Annotated in this window: 13 protein-coding genes; 7 read left to right on the top strand and 6 right to left on the bottom strand. The window is 34.2% G+C overall.

Annotated elements, in window-relative coordinates; all coding sequences use genetic code 11:
* Nucleotides 1-4 precede the first annotated feature (4 nt).
* The gene (locus OS188_RS07985) at nucleotides 5-451 is read right to left on the bottom strand and encodes a hypothetical protein (protein WP_267148305.1); all 447 of its coding nucleotides are present in this window, start codon (nucleotides 449-451) and stop codon (nucleotides 5-7) included.
* Nucleotides 452-1,395: 944 nt separating this feature from the next.
* The gene (locus OS188_RS07980) at nucleotides 1,396-7,740 is read right to left on the bottom strand and encodes an alpha-2-macroglobulin family protein (RefSeq protein WP_267148304.1); all 6,345 of its coding nucleotides are present in this window, start codon (nucleotides 7,738-7,740) and stop codon (nucleotides 1,396-1,398) included.
* A gap of 140 nt (nucleotides 7,741-7,880) precedes the next feature.
* Here OS188_RS07980 and OS188_RS07975 point away from each other — a divergent pair, with 140 nt between their 5' ends.
* A complete protein-coding gene (locus OS188_RS07975) occupies nucleotides 7,881-8,834 on the top strand; it encodes a tetratricopeptide repeat protein (RefSeq protein WP_267148303.1) in 954 nt (317 codons plus the stop codon).
* Between the two features lie 80 nt (nucleotides 8,835-8,914).
* The gene (locus tag OS188_RS07970; RefSeq protein WP_267148402.1) at nucleotides 8,915-10,270 is read left to right on the top strand and encodes a UDP-N-acetylmuramate--L-alanine ligase; all 1,356 of its coding nucleotides are present in this window, start codon (nucleotides 8,915-8,917) and stop codon (nucleotides 10,268-10,270) included.
* A gap of 131 nt (nucleotides 10,271-10,401) precedes the next feature.
* Here the strand turns inward: OS188_RS07970 and OS188_RS07965 are convergent, their stop codons facing one another.
* The 3 genes from OS188_RS07965 to OS188_RS07955 all read right to left on the bottom strand — a co-directional run bounded on the left by OS188_RS07965 (nucleotide 10,402) and on the right by OS188_RS07955 (nucleotide 12,558).
* On the bottom strand, nucleotides 10,402-10,824 hold the full coding sequence (locus OS188_RS07965; RefSeq protein WP_267148302.1) for a type II toxin-antitoxin system VapC family toxin: 423 nt from the start codon (nucleotides 10,822-10,824) through the stop codon (nucleotides 10,402-10,404).
* Nucleotides 10,825-11,076 (bottom strand): DUF6364 family protein, encoded by a 252-nt coding sequence (locus OS188_RS07960; protein ID WP_267148301.1) that lies wholly within the window; start codon nucleotides 11,074-11,076, stop codon nucleotides 10,825-10,827.
* 582 nt (nucleotides 11,077-11,658) lie between these two features.
* On the bottom strand, nucleotides 11,659-12,558 hold the full coding sequence (locus OS188_RS07955) for a proline and serine-rich protein 1 family protein (RefSeq protein WP_267148300.1): 900 nt from the start codon (nucleotides 12,556-12,558) through the stop codon (nucleotides 11,659-11,661).
* A gap of 562 nt (nucleotides 12,559-13,120) precedes the next feature.
* Here OS188_RS07955 and radC point away from each other — a divergent pair.
* From radC to OS188_RS07935, 4 genes are all read left to right on the top strand, one after another.
* A complete protein-coding gene (radC, locus tag OS188_RS07950) occupies nucleotides 13,121-13,819 on the top strand; it encodes a RadC family protein (protein WP_267148299.1) in 699 nt (232 codons plus the stop codon).
* Nucleotides 13,820-13,923: 104 nt separating this feature from the next.
* Nucleotides 13,924-15,234, top strand: a complete 1,311-nt coding sequence (locus tag OS188_RS07945; protein ID WP_267148298.1) for a polysaccharide deacetylase family protein — start codon at nucleotides 13,924-13,926, stop codon at nucleotides 15,232-15,234.
* The gene (locus OS188_RS07940) at nucleotides 15,215-15,904 is read left to right on the top strand and encodes a YjjG family noncanonical pyrimidine nucleotidase (protein ID WP_267148297.1); all 690 of its coding nucleotides are present in this window, start codon (nucleotides 15,215-15,217) and stop codon (nucleotides 15,902-15,904) included. Before OS188_RS07945 ends, OS188_RS07940 begins: the two co-directional genes overlap by 20 nt.
* A 39-nt stretch (nucleotides 15,905-15,943) precedes the next feature.
* Nucleotides 15,944-16,774 carry a hypothetical protein gene (locus OS188_RS07935; protein ID WP_267148296.1) on the top strand — a complete coding sequence of 277 codons (831 nt, stop codon included), beginning with the start codon at nucleotides 15,944-15,946 and terminating at the stop codon, nucleotides 16,772-16,774.
* Here the strand turns inward: OS188_RS07935 and OS188_RS07930 are convergent.
* Nucleotides 16,771-18,048 carry a replication-associated recombination protein A gene (locus tag OS188_RS07930; RefSeq protein WP_267148295.1) on the bottom strand — a complete coding sequence of 426 codons (1,278 nt, stop codon included), beginning with the start codon at nucleotides 18,046-18,048 and terminating at the stop codon, nucleotides 16,771-16,773. The genes OS188_RS07935 and OS188_RS07930 overlap by 4 nt on opposite strands.
* A gap of 423 nt (nucleotides 18,049-18,471) precedes the next feature.
* Between OS188_RS07930 and OS188_RS07925 the strand changes: the two genes are divergently transcribed.
* Entirely contained in the window at nucleotides 18,472-19,290 is an 819-nt protein-coding gene (locus OS188_RS07925; RefSeq protein ID WP_267148294.1) for a rhomboid family intramembrane serine protease, read from the top strand.
* Nucleotides 19,291-19,330 lie beyond the last annotated feature (40 nt).

The raw sequence follows: 19,330 nt of genomic DNA, 5'->3' as shown, positions 1-19,330 counted from the left end.
ATAATTACAGTTTGGTGGTCAATAGTTTTCTTGGTGTTTTGTCTGAACTAATTTCACTTATTTCAAGATACTTTGTGTTCTCCATATAGGGAGCTCTTATTACAAATTGTGTACTATCTAATTCAATTATACGTTTTTCTAAATGGTTGGAATCGTTAACGTATTCAACAACTTTCCTTAAAGGGTTTTCAACCTTTACTACTTGTAAAACCTTTCGGTCTTTATCTAAAAAAGCACATTCTAAATCTCCTTCAGAGAGATTTTTTTCGTTGTTGGAATAGCCTTTAATTTTGCCATCTACTAATTTGTGATTGAGAAAAGTGATGTCACTTTCTTTTTTTGTATTCTTTTTAATATGATACGTTAAGAATACAATTCTGGCAGGAACTTCTTTTTCATTCGTTTGCTCCTTAGTAGTGGCGCATGAGCTGATTAAAAATAAAAAAATCAAAAACTTCAATGGATTTGTCAACTTAAAGGTTCTTCAATAGATTAGTAATATACAAAGTTAATAATTCCTGCGAAAGCAGGAATCTCAATTCGCCACTCAAGATATAAATATTCCTGCGAAAGCAGGAATCTTTATAATACATATCTTTTTATAAAAATTAATCCACAGAAATCCGGACACCATCGCTATGGCTACTAAACTCGGGAGTGTACCACATTCCTGCGAAAGCAGGAATCTTTATAATACATATCTTTTTATAAAAATTAATCCACAGAAATCTGAACACCTTCGCTATGGCTACTAAACTCGGGAGCGTACCACATTCCTGCGAAAGCAGGAATCTTTATAATACACATCTTTTTATAAAAATTAATCCACAGAAATCCGAACACCTTCGCTATGGCTACTAAACTCCGGAGCGCACCACATTCCTGCGAAAGCAGGAATCTCATAAGAGCAATCGTTATATGTTTGTAATTAAAAATTAATCCACAGAAATCCGAACACCATCGCTATGGTTACTAAACTCTGGAGCGTACCACATTCCTGCGAAAGCAGGAATCTCATAAGAGCAATCGTGCTATGTTTGTAATTAAAAATTAATCCACAGAAATCCGAACACCTTTGCTATGGCTACTAAACTCGGGAGCGTACCACATTCCTGCGAAAGCAGGAATCTCATAAGAGCAATCGTTATATGTTTGTAATTAAAAATTAATCCACAGAAATCCGAACACCTTTGCTATGGTTACTAAACTCCGGGGTGTACCACATTCCTGCGAAAGCAGGAATCTCATAAGAGCATTCGTGCTATGTTTGTAATTAAAAATTAATCCACAGAAATCCGAACACCTTCGCTATGGTTACTAAACTCCGGAGCGTACCACATTCCTGCGAAAGCAGGAATCTCATAAGAGCAATCGTGCTATGTTTGTAATTAAAAATTAATCCACAGAAATCCGAATACCTTTGCTATGGCTACTAAACTCCGGAGCGTACATACTTTGAATACTCGTAATCCCATTACTCATATTTCCGGCATTACTTACACGTAAATCGTATTCAAACACATAAACGCCTTTTGGTAAATAATCAAAAAAGAAATTTGTTGAGGCGTCTTTGGTGCTTTCATAATAGCCTAAACCATCTTGCCATTTATATTGAGAAAGTACATTAACCGGTTCTAAACCACTCGCTCTCATATCCTTCATATGAAGAAACTCCATAGCTCTATCGCTACTTAGCTCAATTCTAACTCGCACTAAATCACCGATTTCTAATTCTGTGTTTTCTGTTATTTCCGTAATTTCTTCACCTAAATCTGTATTGGTTTTTAAGAAGAGTTTTTTCTTAAGAGTTAATGGATGTTCCTGCCTGCCGTCAGGCAGGTCAGCCGAAGTAATCTTATCTAAATCTTCAAAATACTGCCAGTATAAAGCTCCCCAAGCAAGACCTTCACCTTTTTTTGTTAAAGTAACTTCTGCCATCTCTGGTGTAATATCAGTTCCTGTCCATGACGTTTTATAATACCCAGTTCCAGCTTCTACTTTGACATCTTCTAGTTTAGAAGGTTCTATGTTGTTTCCTCCAATAACTACATCAACCATGTCTGTTACAGACAACCAGTCGCTACCTTGAAGCAATAAAGCATACACTGCTTCGGTTGTAGCTTTCGTAGTTTTCCAACTATTGGTTTGCTTGTTTTTTAAAAGCCACATTTTTAGGTTGTCTATGTCTTTTAGGTTCTTCGTTTCGCTCTGAATGACCGCTCCAACTTCAGCAAAAACTTCAATCATTAGTGCTTGAGTTTCTATTGGCGCCTGATACCAATACCAAGAAGCTGTATTTTCTTTCCAATACATCCCTAATTCATCACTCGTAATGCTGTTTTCTTTTAAAGACTTTAAGATTTTTGAAGCCGTATGCTTATCTTGTTGTCTATAAGAAATTAAAGCCATCATGCCTTTGGAATACAACGAGCGACTGGTCCAGTATTTTTTAATTTGTGTTTGATAATAAGCGATGATTTTTTCAACTTCTTTCGACTTTTTAATATCAGGAAAGAAGCTTCGCATATATAAATAATGCACTTGCGTATGACTTAAATGATCTAAGTTTAAATCTACATCCGACTTATATTTTGTAATGTTTCTGTATTCTTCAACAAACTCTTTGTCTAGATAGCTAATGGCTTTTTTAATCATAGATTCCTCACTGTCGTTCGGAATGACATGTAACTTGTTTAGATGACCAAACCCAGAAATAATATGTTGCGTAATAAAGCGATTTGGTTTTCCTCCTTGAAACCAGGCCCAAGACCCATTGCCCATTTGGTTCTGCTCTAATTTTTTAATGTTTAATTGTAATTCGCTCGTCATTTTATTTAAATCGAAAAGCAAAGCAATACGTTTCTTTTGTTCGGTTTCGCTTTGAGCATCTCGCAACCAAGGCGTTTCTTCAATAAGAATAGATTTTAATTCTTGATTCTTTTCTAAATTGGATAGAAGCGCATCCGAACTCCGCCACTGATTAAAAACCTCCTGAATTCTAGGATTGGAATTGGCTATATGGCTGGCTAAGGAATTCGCGTAATATCGACTAAATATCTGCTCATTACAATCGTAAGGATATTCCATTAAATAAGGTAAGGCTTGCACAGCATACCAAGCCGGATTGGACGTCATTTCCAACATTAGCTTATGGTGTTTTAAAGTGGTTGAAGTATTTGTCTTCAGTTTGTCTAAAGTGAAAGTTCTGGTTTCGTTAGAGCGTATCCACATGGATAAAGTTTCAGTAACCAACATTCTGTTTGATAGTACAGGAAGGGCATTTTGTTCACCATCGCTATAATCTCCTGCTTTCGCAATTATTTTATACTGAATGGCATCCACATAATCTGGAATGGATAAGCTCCAGGAGACTTCAGTGTTTCCTTTTTTAGCAACTGTAAAAGTTTTTGTGTTTAAAGTATTGCCTAAATCAGCATCAATAGCTTTTCCATTTATTGCATCAAACAATTGTAAAACAGCTTGTCCAGACAAGTCTTTCTTAGTCAAGTTTGCAATCTTAGAACTAATGGTTATTTGATCTCCTTGACGTAAAAAACGTGGCACATTTGGAAGCACCATTAACTCTTTTTGAGTGACTGTTTCCAAGGTAGTTGTTGTTGATTCTAAAGTTTTGGTATGTGCCAATAATTGCAATTTCCATTTGCTTAAGGCTTCTGGGGTGGTGAAACTAAAACTAACATGCCCTTTTTCGTCTGTTTGTAACTGTGGAAAGAAAAAGGCGGTTTCCTGCAGGTTTTTACGGATTTGAACTTGAGAGAAGTCTTCTTTTTTGGAGATAGGTACATTGGTGGTTATAGTCTCCTCATTGAGAGCCTCAGAGTCTTCCATACTCTCTGCGAGCATATTATCGGGTGCATATCCCATAGCTTTTTCCTCTCTATGTACCCCTAAAGCGGTAACTACAACTTCATCAATAGAATTTACATCAGGAGACATAGAGAGACTAAACGAGTTATTTACATCAATTGTGTACTCTTTGGTAGTATATCCAACAAAACTAATAACAAGCACATCGCCAGTTTCTGTCGTCAAGGAAAAATGACCATCAAAGTCGGTTTGGGTCCCCTTGTTTATTCCTTTAATTAAAATATTGACACCTGGTAAAGGCAATCCGTTTTCGTCATATATGGTCCCACTAACAACTCCACTTTTTAAAGAGCTATTATATGAAGCTGTATTTCTTATATTTCTAAGGTATCTATTTCTTGCCCAAGAGTCTGTTAAACTAAATCCAAACCAATCTAGTTGATCGTAGACATTTTGTGGGTAATTTAGATAGAACCCATTTAAATTTTGAATTCGAAACCCTTCCGTAGAAAAACTAGTTCTGGCATTTCTGGTATAATGCGAATAATAGCTAGGATGCTGTATGGGATTAAAAGTCCAGCTATGAGGTTTAAATTGGTCTAAAGACATATCGTACATACTTGCTAATAACTCGGCAGATACCTGTTCGCCTTTCGGACCTTTTATTTTAAAACTCCAGATTTCATCCTGTCCAGGTTGTAATTTATCTCTAAAAGTGGTGGTTTCAATTTCTAAGTCGGTTTTAGGATAAGGCACAGAAATAATCTTAGTGCCAGAACCAAAACTATTTTGATAAGCATAACTATAATGTACAGCAAACCCACCCAAATCTGCTTTATTAACAGGAATGCTAATGGTTTTTTTGTTGTTGTTTAATGGAATGACATAAGTGTTTATGGTCTCTTTGTTTTTTTCAATTTCAACAGTAACCTTTAGATCTTTAGCTGCTGAAGCTAAAGATAGCTCTACAGTGTCATCGATATTATAATTCTCTTTATTGGTAGAAATTCTAAATAATTGGTTATCCGATAGTGTTTTATCAGTATCGCTGTACACAGTGGTTCTTGCTTCATCTTTGACAGCTTGACCAAATTTATCTTTGCTTTCTAAAACAATCACATACTGTCCAGATTCCCATTTTTTGATGTTTCCTAGATCCAACTCTTTAGATTTTTCAGTATTAAATGATTTTTCTAAAACAAGTTCGCCTTTTTTCCAGTTATTAGCATCGTCTTCATTGGTATAAGCTTCATAAGGAAACTTAGCTTTAAATTCTGTTTCAGAAAGTATTTGATAATCTGGAGCCTTCCAAGGTCTTGGACGTAAGACATGTTCTGGTGCTTGAAGCTTATAAATTTTCAGGGTTCCTTGAGCTGGAACAAATTCGCCATTGAGGTTTTTTGTATCTATAGTGAGCTTATGATCTTTTTTCTGTTTTTCTAAAGAAGAATGAAGTGAAATACTTGCAAGTAAGGTATGATAACCAACATTGACAATGGTTGTTGCTGAGCGTGTTTCACCATTTAAATCGGTGACATCTGCTGTTACTTCATAATTAAATATAGGTAGATTGTCTTTATCAACACTGGAATCTGGAATGGCTTTAAAAGTGATTTCAAATTCACCTTTTTCATTGGTATGGCTTTCACCATGAGTTATTTCTTGGGGCTCACTATAAAAAGCAGGTCGATACCAATAATACCAACGTGGATATTGCACTTTCCTGTGTACCCTATAAACTACCTTAGCATGGGTAATATTACTCCCGGCATAGGCTAAAGCATGACCTTTTATAGTTATGGAGTCATTTACTTTAAAGCTTTCTGTAATTGGGTTGAATTTGGTTTCAAACTTAGGACGTTTGTATTCTTCTACGGAAAAATAATGTGCGACATCCACATCGTTTTTGTCTCCGTAAAACTCAATACTATAATTTCCATTCAAACCAGAATTAGGCAAAATAAATTCGCCTGAAACAGAACCAAATTCATTGGAGCTTAATTCTAACTCAGCAATTTCGTTCTCGTTCGAATCGTAAACTTCTATATAAAATAATTCATTTGGGATAACTTTAGATTTTCCATCTTCAATTTTTAGCGCAATACCTTTAAAATAAACGGTTTGTCCCGGTCTGTAAATACTTCTATCTGTAAAAACAAATCCCCTATAGTCTTCCTGATAAGTATTTGGAGTATATCTTCTGTTTAAATGATAATTTCCGAAATAGGCTTTTTCCTCAGAGCAAGTAGCTTCTAAACCTATTCTATACCAAACTTTAGACCCCTTTAAGAATTCTATTTCCCCTAAATCGTTAGTTGTATATGTATTACTGCTTTGATTCTCGTTGTAATTTATAAAATATGTAACTTCAACCTGAAGATTGCTTAAAGGTTCGCCTGTAAGTCTATCTATAAACTGATACAATTGCTTGTCGTTTCCATTTTTTTCAACCACAGCAATATTGGTTGCTTGTATAACTTTGTAAGCAAAGGTGTTTTCTTTAGAATTGGTTTTGGCAACTATTAAATACCTGCCATTAGTTAATTTCGGAATTAAAAGTTCGCTGCTGTGTTCCTGATAATCCAATTCATTTTTTAACGTGCTTTTCCAAGTGTTTTCTGCTCTTAGCTTATTAATAAAATCTAGTTTATCTTCTGTTTTATAGGTTTCATTAAAAGTTTTAAATTGCTTTTCAGAGATTCTATAAATGCTGAAATCCAATTCATTTATATTTTTATAAGTCACGAGGATTTTAGCATCTTGCCCAATAGCTAAATAGTTTTCTGCAATAATTTTTAGCGATTCCTGATGTATTTGTTTTAAAAGAACCTGACTTTTTTTGGCTGCTTTACTATTGGGAAATTCCTTTATAATACTATTGCAAAGTTGTACGGCATCTTTTATTTTCCAACGATTTTCTATGTTTGTTCCCGGCTGATAATCTTGACCTTGTTCAAAATAAATATTAGCAATTTCAAAACGATATAGACCTGAAGCTTCATGAGTTTTTATACGTTGGGCTTCGGTTTTGTATGCTTGCAGCAATAAACTGTCTTTATTTTGAAAGGTCGCATGTTCTTTTACAAAGTTGTAGCGCAAAATATTGACATCGGCCAAAGCTTCGGGATTCTTGTCTTTTAAATGAAACTTAATTAAATCTTGATACAACTTTAAAGCTTGTAACTCTAGAGAAGTGGAATCTTGAGAGGTGATAGGTAGTTTTGAAAAACTATTAGAGTCACTTAAATAAGCTTCCTGATCTATTTCAAATTTATAAGCCGGTTTTGTGATGCTGTTTTCAGTAGTTTGATAAAAACTCAAAGCATTATGAGCCAGTAAATCATACAAACTGGGTCTGTAAATTTTGGAGCCTTTTTGTTCTATTAAAATACTAGAATACTCCTTTAAATCCTCTTGTTGAAGTGCCAAACCCTCCTTTAAAGAATTTTTATAGAGCAGTTGAATCTCATTGAAAATCGTCTGTAAATCCCAAGTTCTAAAATCGCTGGCAACGTCTTTGTCGTTTAATTTTGTTCTGTTATAAAATTTGTATCTATTCTCTTGAAAATATTGCCAGTATATAGTAGCGAGCATATTCTCTAAGACATTTTTTATAGGTGTTTCGTTCTTAGAAATGGCAGTTTTAAAGTCCTTAATAATGCTTAGCTGCGCTTCTTCCTCTAAAATTAAAGCAAACTTGCTTTTAAAAAGCAGCACCTTAATTTGTTGAGGTTTGTTATCATCTTTTTTAGCCAAAACTTCTATTTGGTCTACTATTTTTAAAGCAGATTTAGGCAAATTGTCCATTTCTAAAACTTGAACTTGCTTCCAGAGCTTGTCGTAAGGCTTGTCTTGCGCTTGAGAGAATTGAGCAAAAAGTAGAATGGTGATTATAGCGATATAGTTTTTCATAAGAGAATATTTGTAATAAGGCTTACTCAAAATACGTTCCAAAAAATGTAAATGAGTAGAAAAATAGATTTAGTTCTGTGAAAATAGGCATTTTTTTAATGAGATAGAAAGCTTACTTTTGTTATTCGCCCGTTGTTGATATGAAGAATTTAATTTGGCTTTTATTGCTTCCTATTTGGAGTTTTTCGCAAACATCCTATCAAGACCTTGAACGCTTATTGGAGCAAAAAAACTATCAAAAAGCGGAACAATTAGCTATGCCTTTTGTAGCGGACAATCCAAACGACTTGAAAGCGATTGAAATTTTAGGAGATGCTTTCGCCTATCAGGAAAAATGGGATGAAGCCATGGAGCAATACAAAAAGTTGGTAAGCATAAAACCAGACCAAGCCAATTATCACTATAAATATGGTGGTGCTATGGGGATGAAAGCCCTTTCGGTAAATAAATTTTCGGCCTTAGCTTACTTAGGCGACTTAAAACAAGCCTTTTTAACGGCTGCAGACTTAGATAAAAACCATATAGATGCACGTTGGGCATTGGTAGAATTATACATGCAATTACCAGCTATTGTTGGTGGGAGTAGAAGTACATCCTTAAAATATGCCGAAGAATTAGAGCAGCTTTCCAAAGTCGATGGCTATCTGGCTAAAGGCTATATTTATGAATATGACGACGAGCCAATATTAGCCGAACGATATTATAAAAAAGCCATAGAAATAGGGGGGTCTATTACCTGTTATACCAAACTTAGTGAATTCTACGAGAACCAAAAACAACCAGAAAAAGCTATTTCTAATATTGAAGAGGCTCAGAAAAAATTGCAACGTAACGCATTGCATTATCAGTTAGGAAAAGTCTCAGCCGAATATAATACGCAATTGGATAAAGGGGAAGCTTGTTTAAAAACCTATATTAAAAATTATTCACTGGAAGATGGCGTGCCTATAGCTTGGGCAAATTATAGATTGGCACAAATTTATAGACAGAAAAGCCATAAAAAAGAAGCTTTAAAGTGCATTGATTTAGCTATTAAAGACCTGCCGGAAATGGAAGTGTTTCAAGAAGAAAAAGAACTTATTTCTAAACTTTAAGTTGTAGAAGCTTTTATATAAAATCAGTTATAAGTTTCTTTCAAAAAAAAGTATCTTTGAAACCACTACAAAATACAACCATGAACGTACATTTTATAGCTATTGGAGGTTCTGCCATGCACAATTTGGCTTTAGCCTTACACAATAAAGGATACCAAGTAACTGGAAGCGACGACACTATTTTTGAACCTTCAAAATCTAGATTAGCAAACAAAGGACTATTGCCAGAAACTTTTGGTTGGTTCCCAGAAAAAATTACCAATAATTTAGATGCTATTGTTTTAGGAATGCATGCCAAAGCCGACAATCCAGAACTTTTAAAAGCTCAGGAATTAGGACTAAAAATTTATAGTTATCCAGAGTTTTTATACGAACAATCTAAAACCAAAACCCGGGTGGTAATTGGTGGATCTCATGGAAAAACAACGATTACCTCCATGATTCTTCACGTCATGCATTACCACAATCGCGATGTCGATTATATGGTTGGTGCCCAACTGGAAGGTTTTGATGTGATGGTAAAGCTAACCGAAGAAAACGACTTTATAGTCTTGGAAGGCGACGAATATTTGAGCTCTCCCATAGACAGACGTCCAAAATTTCATCTTTATAAACCCAATATTGCTTTATTAAGTGGCATTGCCTGGGATCATATTAATGTGTTTCCAACTTACGACGGCTATGTGGAACAGTTCCGTATTTTTGTAGATAGTATTGTCAAAGGTGGTAGCATCACGTATAACGCCGAAGATCTAGAAGTAGTGCGGGTTGTGGAAGCTAGTGAAAATACCATTAGAAAATTGCCTTACCAAACTCCAGAATATACGGTTGAAAACGGACAAACCCTTTTAGAAACCCCAGAAGGTCCTTTGCCTATTGAAGTTTTCGGAAAACACAATTTAAATAATTTGGCAGGAGCCAAATGGATTTGCCAACATATGGGTATTGACGAAGACGATTTCTACGAAGCTATTGCTACTTTTAAAGGAGCCAGCAAACGTTTGGAGAAAATTGCAGAAAGTAAAAACTCTGTGGCTTATAAAGATTTTGCGCATTCGCCTTCTAAAGTAGAAGCAACAACCAAAGCTTTAAAAGAACAATATCCAAATAGAACCTTGATAGCCTGTTTGGAATTACATACCTATAGCAGTTTGAATGCTGAATTTCTAAAAGAATATAAAGGCGCTTTAGATGCAGCAGATGTGGCTGTGGTTTTTTATTCGCCACATGCCGTAGAAATTAAAAAATTAGAAGAAGTTACCCACGAGCAAATAGCAAATGCTTTTGAACTTGACGACTTAATAATCTACACCAATCCAGACGAATTTAAAAACTTTTTATTCTCACAAGACTTTAACAACAAAGCCTTATTGTTGATGAGTTCTGGAAATTATGGAGGTTTGGATTTTGATGCTGTGAAACAGCTGATTAAATAATAGTTGGCTTTTTTATGCTCTCGTAATTTTTTAAAAAACCATCTCTAAAAAGTTATTAATCTAAATAACTCCCCAGGGAAAATCCGTAGGACTTCCCGAATACATAAAAACTAAGCAATTGGTTATTCTTGTTAACTACTGGCTTTTCCTTTCAAATATGTCTCAGGTGTCAAAATAGCTAATTCACTCTTTCTAAAATCTTTTATATTTCTTGTGAGGATGATTTTTATTTGACCATTTTCTACAGCTGAAAAATTCTGCAATGCATCTTCAAAATCTTTAAATTCTGAGTTCAAAGCATTTATGACTGCGTTTTTATCCATTTTTATAATGTCAATAATATTAAGAAGTTGTTTGATTTTTTCAACTATAATAGTGTGTTTTGCTGTTTTTCTGAGTAAATAATAAACATTAGAAATTATTACAGGAGTTGTATATCCTTTTATTTCTTTTTCTGCGCAAAGATTTAGAATTTCAGCTGAGTATTCTGCAAATGGTTCTCTGTCAAAGAAGAAATCAAGTAGAACATCTGTATCAATTAGAACTTTATCCATTTATAAATATTTTTTTTCTAATCGCTTTTTAAGTTCTTTTTTATAATCCATATCTTTTGGCATCTTGAAAGAACCTTTTAGGGATGCTACTGCTGGATTTAATTTTTTGCTTTTATGATTCCGTTCTTCTTTGGTAAGAATTTTTAAATAGTTTTCAATAATATCAGACAAACTGCGATTTTGTTCTTTCGCATAGTTTTTTGCTCTCTCAATTATTTCTTTTTCTATGGTTAATGTCAACTTTGTGTTCATGACACTGAGTTTATAAGTTCCTTTTTACAAAATTACAAAATAATTTTTAGACACGTGTTAATATTTTTTATTTAACACGTGTTTTTTGCTTGTGGCCAATGGTTTTATATAAGCGAAGTATTGGTCTTAACGAATCAAGTTTACGGCTTACAATTGTCTTTGGATGTAACTATTTTCTTTTGTCCTATCATCTCAATCGCTAGTGCGTTTACGGCGTTGGCGGTAGTTGTGCATCCTGTGTTGCTTTAGATATAATGTAGTGATAAATAGAGGAGCAACAAAACTGTAATTGAGCTAAGGGTCTCATTTATTTACCAGAAACGACCCCATCCTTGGTTTTGGGTGGAAAATGTTTGGAGATAATGAGGATGGGTCTCTCGGTCGGTATGTAAAGCATAGCAATCAAACCACCTTATAGAACTTACTTTTCACGCATTGGTCTTGAGCGAAAAGATTAAAGCTGTGGTAGCTCCAGCAAACACACCTATTTTATTTTGAGATTGTAAAGAATAAGACAAAAATGTTATGAACCCAATAAGTAACAATTTTTTCATTGATATAATTTATTATAATCTTCGGGCACTAATAACCAAGAGACTCAATATATTCATGGAGTTCTTCAATAGTAGATTCAAACTCAAAAGCATTAGTTACTTTCCAATAATTTTCTGGATTATAACAAAATGAATAGGCAAACTTGGCATACTCTAACTTAGTATCTTCAAAATCGAATAAACTTGTAATTTGTGCAATTTGTGCTGAAGTTAAACAGTTACCTCTGGTAACCTGTTTGGCAAGTGTTAATTTAGAATCTGAAAACGTTTTTTTATTAATGGACTCTAAGGCCTGATTAAAATCTGATTCATACATGGCATAACAATCTGCTTCCTCTACTAAAACAACATCAGTGGGAACTCCAATAGTAGTTGTTGTAGTTTGTGTAGTAGTGGTTAGTACTCCAGAATTTACATGAACACCGACACCTACATTATTGCCATCTCCATTTACATCAACTCCAATCTTAATAGGGCCGCCATTACCAGAGGTAGTGGTTGTAGTTGTTTGAGTTATGGTTTGAATTGGAGGTAGCGGATTGGCATTGTAATGAATGACAGATACATTACTTGCTGCTGGTAAAATTTGCTGAAAAGGTGTAAACGAATAATAACGTAATTTTTTTCCTCGGCTAGTGGTCTTAATTTTATAAACAACTTCGCCTCTTCTGCTATCAGCATCCACTACCATAAGATGCTTTTTTTCAAGAACAGGAAGGGATGTATCAGCAAAAATAATTTTAGTGTCGTAATAATCATTCACTAAATAATCTATCGCAATATTTACCTGAGGCTCTTCATTTTGTCTAATGCCGTTTAGGACAACATAAAAGGGATTTCCATCTTCAGAGAAAATAGTTAATCTGGATTCTTGTGAATGTGCGAATAGACTAACAAAACATAATATTAATAGCGTAATATTTTTCATAAGGATTGTATTTTAAAAACTAAAGCGATTCAATAGCTGTGCCAAAAGTAACTACTTTTTCATATAAATTATTAAATACACGTCTCTAAAACCTTAATTTAAAAACAACGAACCTGAGAAAAAGATGGAAAAACTATCAAACATATAAAAATCCTAAAATGCCTGTACAGGCATTTTAGGATTAACAAAAAGAGTTGTATAATTATATCAGGATTTATTTAATAACCTGTATAGTTATTTTAGGACGAGTCAAACTAAATATGACTTGGTTTTCTGTGTTTAGATGGTTCGTGGATAGTCCGTAGATAGTCCGTAGATAGTCCGTATGTAGTTCGTGTCGGTTTTCTTGCTTTTTCACCTGAAAAAAGATGACATGACGCAGTAGCTTTTCGACTAATTAGATGGTAATTAATCACTAAAATAATTAGGATCTCACCTGAGATGTAATCGCTTAAATAAATTCATTTACTTTCCGTATTTAGGGTGTTTCTAAGAAGAAAGTTCAAGAGCATTTAAGGACCTTACTTTTCAAGGATATATTTACTATATTTATGTTTGGTATATGGAGAACAAACCGACATCATTTTCAATCAAAAACTGGAACGAAACAGACCAGCCACGAGAAAAACTTCGCGATAAAGGCAAAGCTAGCTTAAGCGATGCCGAATTGGTGGCCATTCTTATCGGTTCTGGTAGTAGAAATGAAACTGCGGTCGATTTAAGCAAGCGCATCCTGGCAAGCGTTGATAATAAGCTCAATGCGCTTGGTAAACTATCTTTAAAACAATTAATGACTTTTAAAGGCATTGGAGAAGCCAAAGCCATTACCATTGCTGCTGCTCTGGAATTAGGAAGAAGAAGAGGTGGAGAGGAGCTCATCCAAAAAAAGAAAATAACTTCGAGTCAATCAGTTTTTCAAATCATGCAACCCATTCTAGGCGAGTTGCCACACGAAGAGTTCTGGATTATATATTTAAATAATTCGAATAAAATTATTCAAAAAAACCAACTGAGCAAAGGTGGCATTACGGGAACACTGGTCGATGTACGTTTGGTGCTTAAAAATGCTCTAGAAGTGGGAGCTACAGGTCTTATTTTAGTACATAACCATCCATCTGGAACTTTAAAACCTAGTGAAGCCGACAAGCAAATAACCAGAAAGTTAAAACTGGCTGGAGAAAGTTTGGATATAAAAGTTTTAGACCACGTAATCGTAACAGAAAAAGCCTATTTTAGCTTTGCAGACGAATCCCTGTTGTGAAAACTTCAAATTACAAACCTCCTACGTGCCCATATAAAGTAAATGTCAAAAAAAATACAATTATTATGTCTTTGGAGTTTTAAATTTTAAATTTGCTCTTATACATGTTATTAGTTTATACACATAAAATATCACCGCGATTAAAATATTCTTTTAAACAAATCTTTACTAGAATATTGGGTATTCCTGTGGAATTTACGACTACTATAGAAGACTTTATTGCCCACGATAGTCTAAAAATGTCTTATACCAGACAGCCTTTAAGCAATGAGATATTTGTAAGAAGCCACGACATTCTTTTTGAGCAGGGCATTTCAGACGTTGAAATCCAGGTTCAAGACTGGGAAGAAACCAAATGCTTTTTTTATACAGGTGAAAAAAGTGCTATCCCTTTCGATATATTTTCGGCTAGCTTTTATTTACTTAGTAGATACGAAGAGTATTTGCCGCATGTAAAAGATGAATATGGTCGGTTTACAGCTCAAGAAAGTTTGGCCTTAGAACACCATTTTTTACATCAACCAGTGATAGATATTTGGGCTTTTAAATTTAGAAAAGTCCTAGAACAAAATTATCCGGATTTTCAGTTTCCAGAAAGAACCTATTCAGTAAAACCTATTATCGATGTACCCTCAGCTTATAATTTTAAATTAAAAGGGATAATGAGGACGCTGGGAGGAACGGCTAAAGATATTTTGAATTTTAATTTTAAAAAACTGTATTATAGATACCTGGTGCTTTTTGGATTGAAAAGAGATACCTATGATACTTTTAAATATATTATTAATAAACAGAAACACTCCAATTATAAGTTCTTGTTTTTCTTTTTAATTGGCGATTATTCTACGTACGATAAAGGGGTAGATGCCCAAAAAAAGAAGTTTATTACACTAATCAAACAGGTAGCAGATTATTGCCAGGTGGGTCTAAAAGTGTCCTACTTTGCTTTAGATGATAAAGCCATTCTTAAAAAGGAGAAAAAACGAATGGAAGCAATTTTGAACAGCTCTTTAACAGCCACTAGACAGTCGTTCTCTAAATTAAATTTACCAGAATCTTATAGAAACTTAGTTGAATTGGAAATTTTTGAAGATTATACCATGGGCTATATTAACCAGGCTGGTTTTAGGGCAGGAACATGTACTCCTTTTTACTTTTACGACTTAGATTACGAAATTAAAACACCTTTAAAGATAACATCTTACCATGTGCTGGATTATTCTTTATTAAAAAATCAGTCGCTATTAGATAAGAAAAAAGCCTTAAATCAAGTAATTAATGAAGTAAAGAAAGTAAATGGTGAATTTGTCCCCATCTTTCATAATTATACCTTTAGCGATGTGGACAGATGGAAAGGATATAAAGAATTGTTTAATATTATTTTAGAATCAGGACATGAAGATGGAAGGAATTAAAGATGTTTTTTTCGATTTAGATCATACCCTTTGGGATTTTGATAAAAACTCGGCACTAACTTTCGATAAAATATTTAGAATGTACAATGTAGCTATAGATTTGGAGGATTTCTTAAATCATTACGAAGCTATTAATCTGGATTATTGGAAACTGTATAGAGAGGAAAAAATAGATAAGGAATCTTTACGCTATAATAGATTAGACGACACGTTTAAAAAAATATCTTTTCAAGCAGATAGTACCTTAATTAACAAGCTGTCTGAAGATTATATTACCTATTTAAGCTCCTTCAACCATTTGTTTTCTGATGCTTTAGACATTTTGAGTTATTTGCAACCAAAGTACCAATTACATATTATAACAAACGGATTTCAAGAAGCCCAAGAGAGTAAACTTCGAAATTCTAAGATCCATCATTTTTTTAAATCGGTTACACATTCTGAAGAAGTGGGCGTAAAGAAGCCAAATCCTATAATCTTTAATCACGCTTTAAAAAAAGTAAATGCCAGTCCAAAAACGAGTGTCATGATTGGAGACAATATAGAAGCCGATATTCAAGGTGCTATAGATTTTGGAATGGAGGCCATTCATTTTAATTATTTAAAAACAAGCATAAAGCATCCTGTTAAACAGATAAATAATCTAAACGAATTAAAATTGTTTTTGTAAAACTTGGCTATCTTTGCACGAATTAAAAAGTCACTCAACATGTTAAAAAACCTTCTTATAATTACGCTTTTTGTAATTTCATCTTTTTCTGCATTTGCACAACAAAGCGTCAACGATTATAAATACGTAATTGTCCCTGATAAATATGATTTTTTATCTGAAGCCGATCAGTATCAGCTAAATTCAATTTCACATTTTTTATTTAATAAATATGGTTTTACTGCTTTAAAAGAAGACGATACTTTCCCTCAAGACTTGAGGTTTAATCCATGCTTGGCTTTAAAAGCAGATGTTATTAAGGATCCTAGTCTGTTTAAAACGAAAATGAAGATCCAATTAAAAAACTGCAACAAGGAGATTGTTTATCTCTCTGAAGAAGGTTTTAGTTTCGAAAAGAAGTATGCTGTTGCATATAATAAAGCATTGCGAGATGCCTTTTTACATGTTCAGGCATTGAATTATAAATACACTCCAAACGAAGCTATTTTGGCTATGGGGAGTTCTGCCAACCAAGCCAGTAAACAAGAGATTGAAGACTTAAAGAAAGAAATAGCTAGCTTAAAGGAAGAGAACAATTCCCAAACGGATGCAGATGTTATTGTAACTGCGCCAGCACCAAATAATTTAGAAGGTGCGGATACAGTTTCTACAACTCAAGAAACCTTATTATTTGCTCAAAAAACAGATAAAGGCTATCAGTTGGTTGATAAATCGTCTAAAGTAGTTATGGTTTTACTAAGCACTAGAAACCCGGAAGCTTTTATGGTTCAAGGTAAAAATGCCATGGTGTATAAAGAAGATGGTTCGTGGATTCTTTCAGAAAACACTGAAAAAGGAGAGAAGAATACCAAATTAAATATCAAACTTTAATAGTTGTATTTGTCTTTCCAGCGTTGTTTTAAAAATTCGCGATGGATGTTTTCTCTCGAGTTAGCTCCAGGATTGTAAAGCTTGGTGTTTTTTATTTCTTCTGGTAAAAACTCTTGCTCAGCAAAATTATTAGTGTAGCTATGAGCGTATTTATAGTCTTCGCCATAACCCAATTCTTTCATAAGTTTTGTTGGCGCATTTCTAATGGCTAGAGGAACAGATAAATCTCCAGTTTGTCTTACTAATTGCTGAGCGGTATTAATAGCTTCATAAGCTGCATTACTTTTAGCCGAACAGGCCAAATATGTGGCACACTGACTAAGTATAATTCGAGATTCTGGATAGCCAATAGTAGACACAGCTTGAAAGGTATTATTAGCCATAATTAAAGCCGTAGGGTTGGCATTGCCAATATCTTCACTTGCCAGAATAAGTAATCTTCTAGCAATAAACTTTACATCTTCTCCACCTTCAATCATTCTGGCTAACCAATATACAGCTGCATTTGGATCGCTGCCACGAATAGATTTTATAAAAGCTGAAATTATGTCGTAATGCTGTTCTCCGGTTTTGTCATAACGAACCGTGTTATTTTGAACTTTCTGTAAAACAGATTCGTTAGTAATAATAATGCTATCTGCAGTTTCAGAATTGACTATCAATTCAAAAATATTCAATAATTTTCTGGCATCGCCTCCAGAAAGTCGTAATAGAGCCTCTGTTTCCTTTAGGTTTATGTTTTTTTTAGAGATATGTACATCTTTTTCTATAGCGCGCTTTAAAAGTGCTTCTAAATCCGTTTTACTAAAAGAATTCAGTATATAAACCTGACAACGCGATAAAAGTGCTGGAATAACTTCAAAACTTGGATTCTCAGTAGTGGCTCCAATTAAAGTTACCCATCCTTTTTCTACAGCTTGTAATAAAGAGTCTTGCTGAGATTTGCTAAATCTATGTATTTCGTCAATAAATAATATCGGATTCTTGGTTGTAAAAAGGCCACCACTAGATTTTGCTTTTTCAATAACTTCTCGTACATCTTTTACACCAGAGCTTATGGCACTTAAGGTGTAAAATGGCCTTCCAGAGGCCGTGGCAATAATATGTGCCAAGGTGGTTTTACCAATTCCTGGTGGACCCCAAAGTATCATAGAAGGAATCAAGCCTTGTTTAATTTGCCTGGTTAAAGCGCCATTTTCTCCAACTAGATGTGTCTGACTAATATAGTCTTCTAAAGTTTTGGGTCTTAATCGTTCTGCTAATGGCTCATTCATAATGTAAAATTACCAAATTCCTGCGAAAGCAAGAATCTTATCTCATTATTAATTATTGATTTTTGTTTCAGAGTATAGATCAGAATAAAGACCGGGATTTCATGCGTCTTAGATCTTGAAATCACTTATTTTCCATAAAAGAATCAAGACCGCTATACTTATAGATTTTGTCTGTCCGCCTGTCTTTAACTTCCCGATTTCTTTCGGGGGAGGGAACTTAGTTATAATTTATTTGGCACGGATTCACTACGGATTCACTACGGAGGCAGTATGCAATCGTTATGGTTTATAATTTGTAATATCTGGTTACAGTTTATGGGGCATGCTTCATGTTATAATTTCTAATTATTGAGGCCATACTGACAATTTATCACGAATCCCATTTATGGTCGTTTATTTGTTATAATTACTTTAAATTTAACTATGAAATCTGACGAGCATTTTCAATTTTCAAATAGCGTAATTTTAGCACCTATCTTTTTTGTACTGCTAATATGGCTGGTTTTTTGGGTTGAAATTCGTTTTGGTTTAGACTTCACAAAATTAGGAATATATCCACAAACGCTAAAAGGACTTCGAGGTGTTGTTTTTAGTCCTTTTATTCATTCTGGAATAACTCATCTCTACCATAACACCATTCCTTTGTTTGTGCTAACAGCCGCTTTGTTTTATTTTTATAAACCCATTGCCTGGAAGGTTTTATTTTATGGCATCCTACTGTCCGGACTAATTACCTGGAGCATAGGGAGACCATCTTACCATATTGGAGCCAGTGGTTTAATTTATGTATTGGTAAGTTTTACATTTTTTAAGGGCATTCTTGCTAAGCATTATCGCTTAATTGCTCTGTCTTTATTAGTGGTATTCCTATATGGAAGTATGATTTGGTATGTATTACCTATTAAAGAAGGTGTTTCTTGGGAAGGACATACGGCTGGTTTAGTTACAGGTCTATTATTTGCTATTATTTTTAAAAAGCAAATTGCTAGTCCTAAAAAATATGCTTGGGAAGAGGCTGATTATAATGAAGAAGAGGATCCGTTTTTAAAACATTTTGACGAAAATGGCAACTTTATTGAAACCCTGGAAACTGAAACGAGGACTGATTCTGAAGCTGAAACCAAGCCTCGAGTAAATATTGAAATAGATGCTGAAAATGTCCAGAATTCTGAAAATGAAGTTATAGTGGAGCAGGAGGGCAGGGCAACTATTCGTTACACCTATAAACCGAATAAGGAGTAATTTTTTCAGTTAAACTTTTAGACGGATACCAGCTTAAAAC

Source organism: Xanthomarina sp. F1114 (genome assembly GCF_026410255.1).
GTDB lineage: Bacteria > Bacteroidota > Bacteroidia > Flavobacteriales > Flavobacteriaceae > Xanthomarina.
Note: the sequence above shows the minus strand (reverse complement) of the source record. Positions and strands in the feature narration are given on the sequence as shown.

What these genes read in the sequence shown, in the direction of transcription:
- OS188_RS07980 (WP_267148304.1), bottom strand. Translation starts at nt 7,740, where the DNA reads ATGAAAAACTATATCGCTATAATCACCATTCTACTTTTTGCTCAATTC.
- OS188_RS07975 (WP_267148303.1), top strand. Translation starts at nt 7,881, where the DNA reads ATGAAGAATTTAATTTGGCTTTTATTGCTTCCTATTTGGAGTTTTTCG.
- OS188_RS07970 (WP_267148402.1), top strand. Translation starts at nt 8,915, where the DNA reads ATGAACGTACATTTTATAGCTATTGGAGGTTCTGCCATGCACAATTTG.
- OS188_RS07965 (WP_267148302.1), bottom strand. Translation starts at nt 10,824, where the DNA reads ATGGATAAAGTTCTAATTGATACAGATGTTCTACTTGATTTCTTCTTT.
- OS188_RS07960 (WP_267148301.1), bottom strand. Translation starts at nt 11,076, where the DNA reads ATGAACACAAAGTTGACATTAACCATAGAAAAAGAAATAATTGAGAGA.
- OS188_RS07955 (WP_267148300.1), bottom strand. Translation starts at nt 12,558, where the DNA reads ATGAAAAATATTACGCTATTAATATTATGTTTTGTTAGTCTATTCGCA.
- radC (WP_267148299.1), top strand. Translation starts at nt 13,121, where the DNA reads ATGGAGAACAAACCGACATCATTTTCAATCAAAAACTGGAACGAAACA.
- OS188_RS07945 (WP_267148298.1), top strand. Translation starts at nt 13,924, where the DNA reads ATGTTATTAGTTTATACACATAAAATATCACCGCGATTAAAATATTCT.
- OS188_RS07940 (WP_267148297.1), top strand. Translation starts at nt 15,215, where the DNA reads ATGAAGATGGAAGGAATTAAAGATGTTTTTTTCGATTTAGATCATACC.
- OS188_RS07935 (WP_267148296.1), top strand. Translation starts at nt 15,944, where the DNA reads ATGTTAAAAAACCTTCTTATAATTACGCTTTTTGTAATTTCATCTTTT.
- OS188_RS07930 (WP_267148295.1), bottom strand. Translation starts at nt 18,048, where the DNA reads ATGAATGAGCCATTAGCAGAACGATTAAGACCCAAAACTTTAGAAGAC.
- OS188_RS07925 (WP_267148294.1), top strand. Translation starts at nt 18,472, where the DNA reads ATGAAATCTGACGAGCATTTTCAATTTTCAAATAGCGTAATTTTAGCA.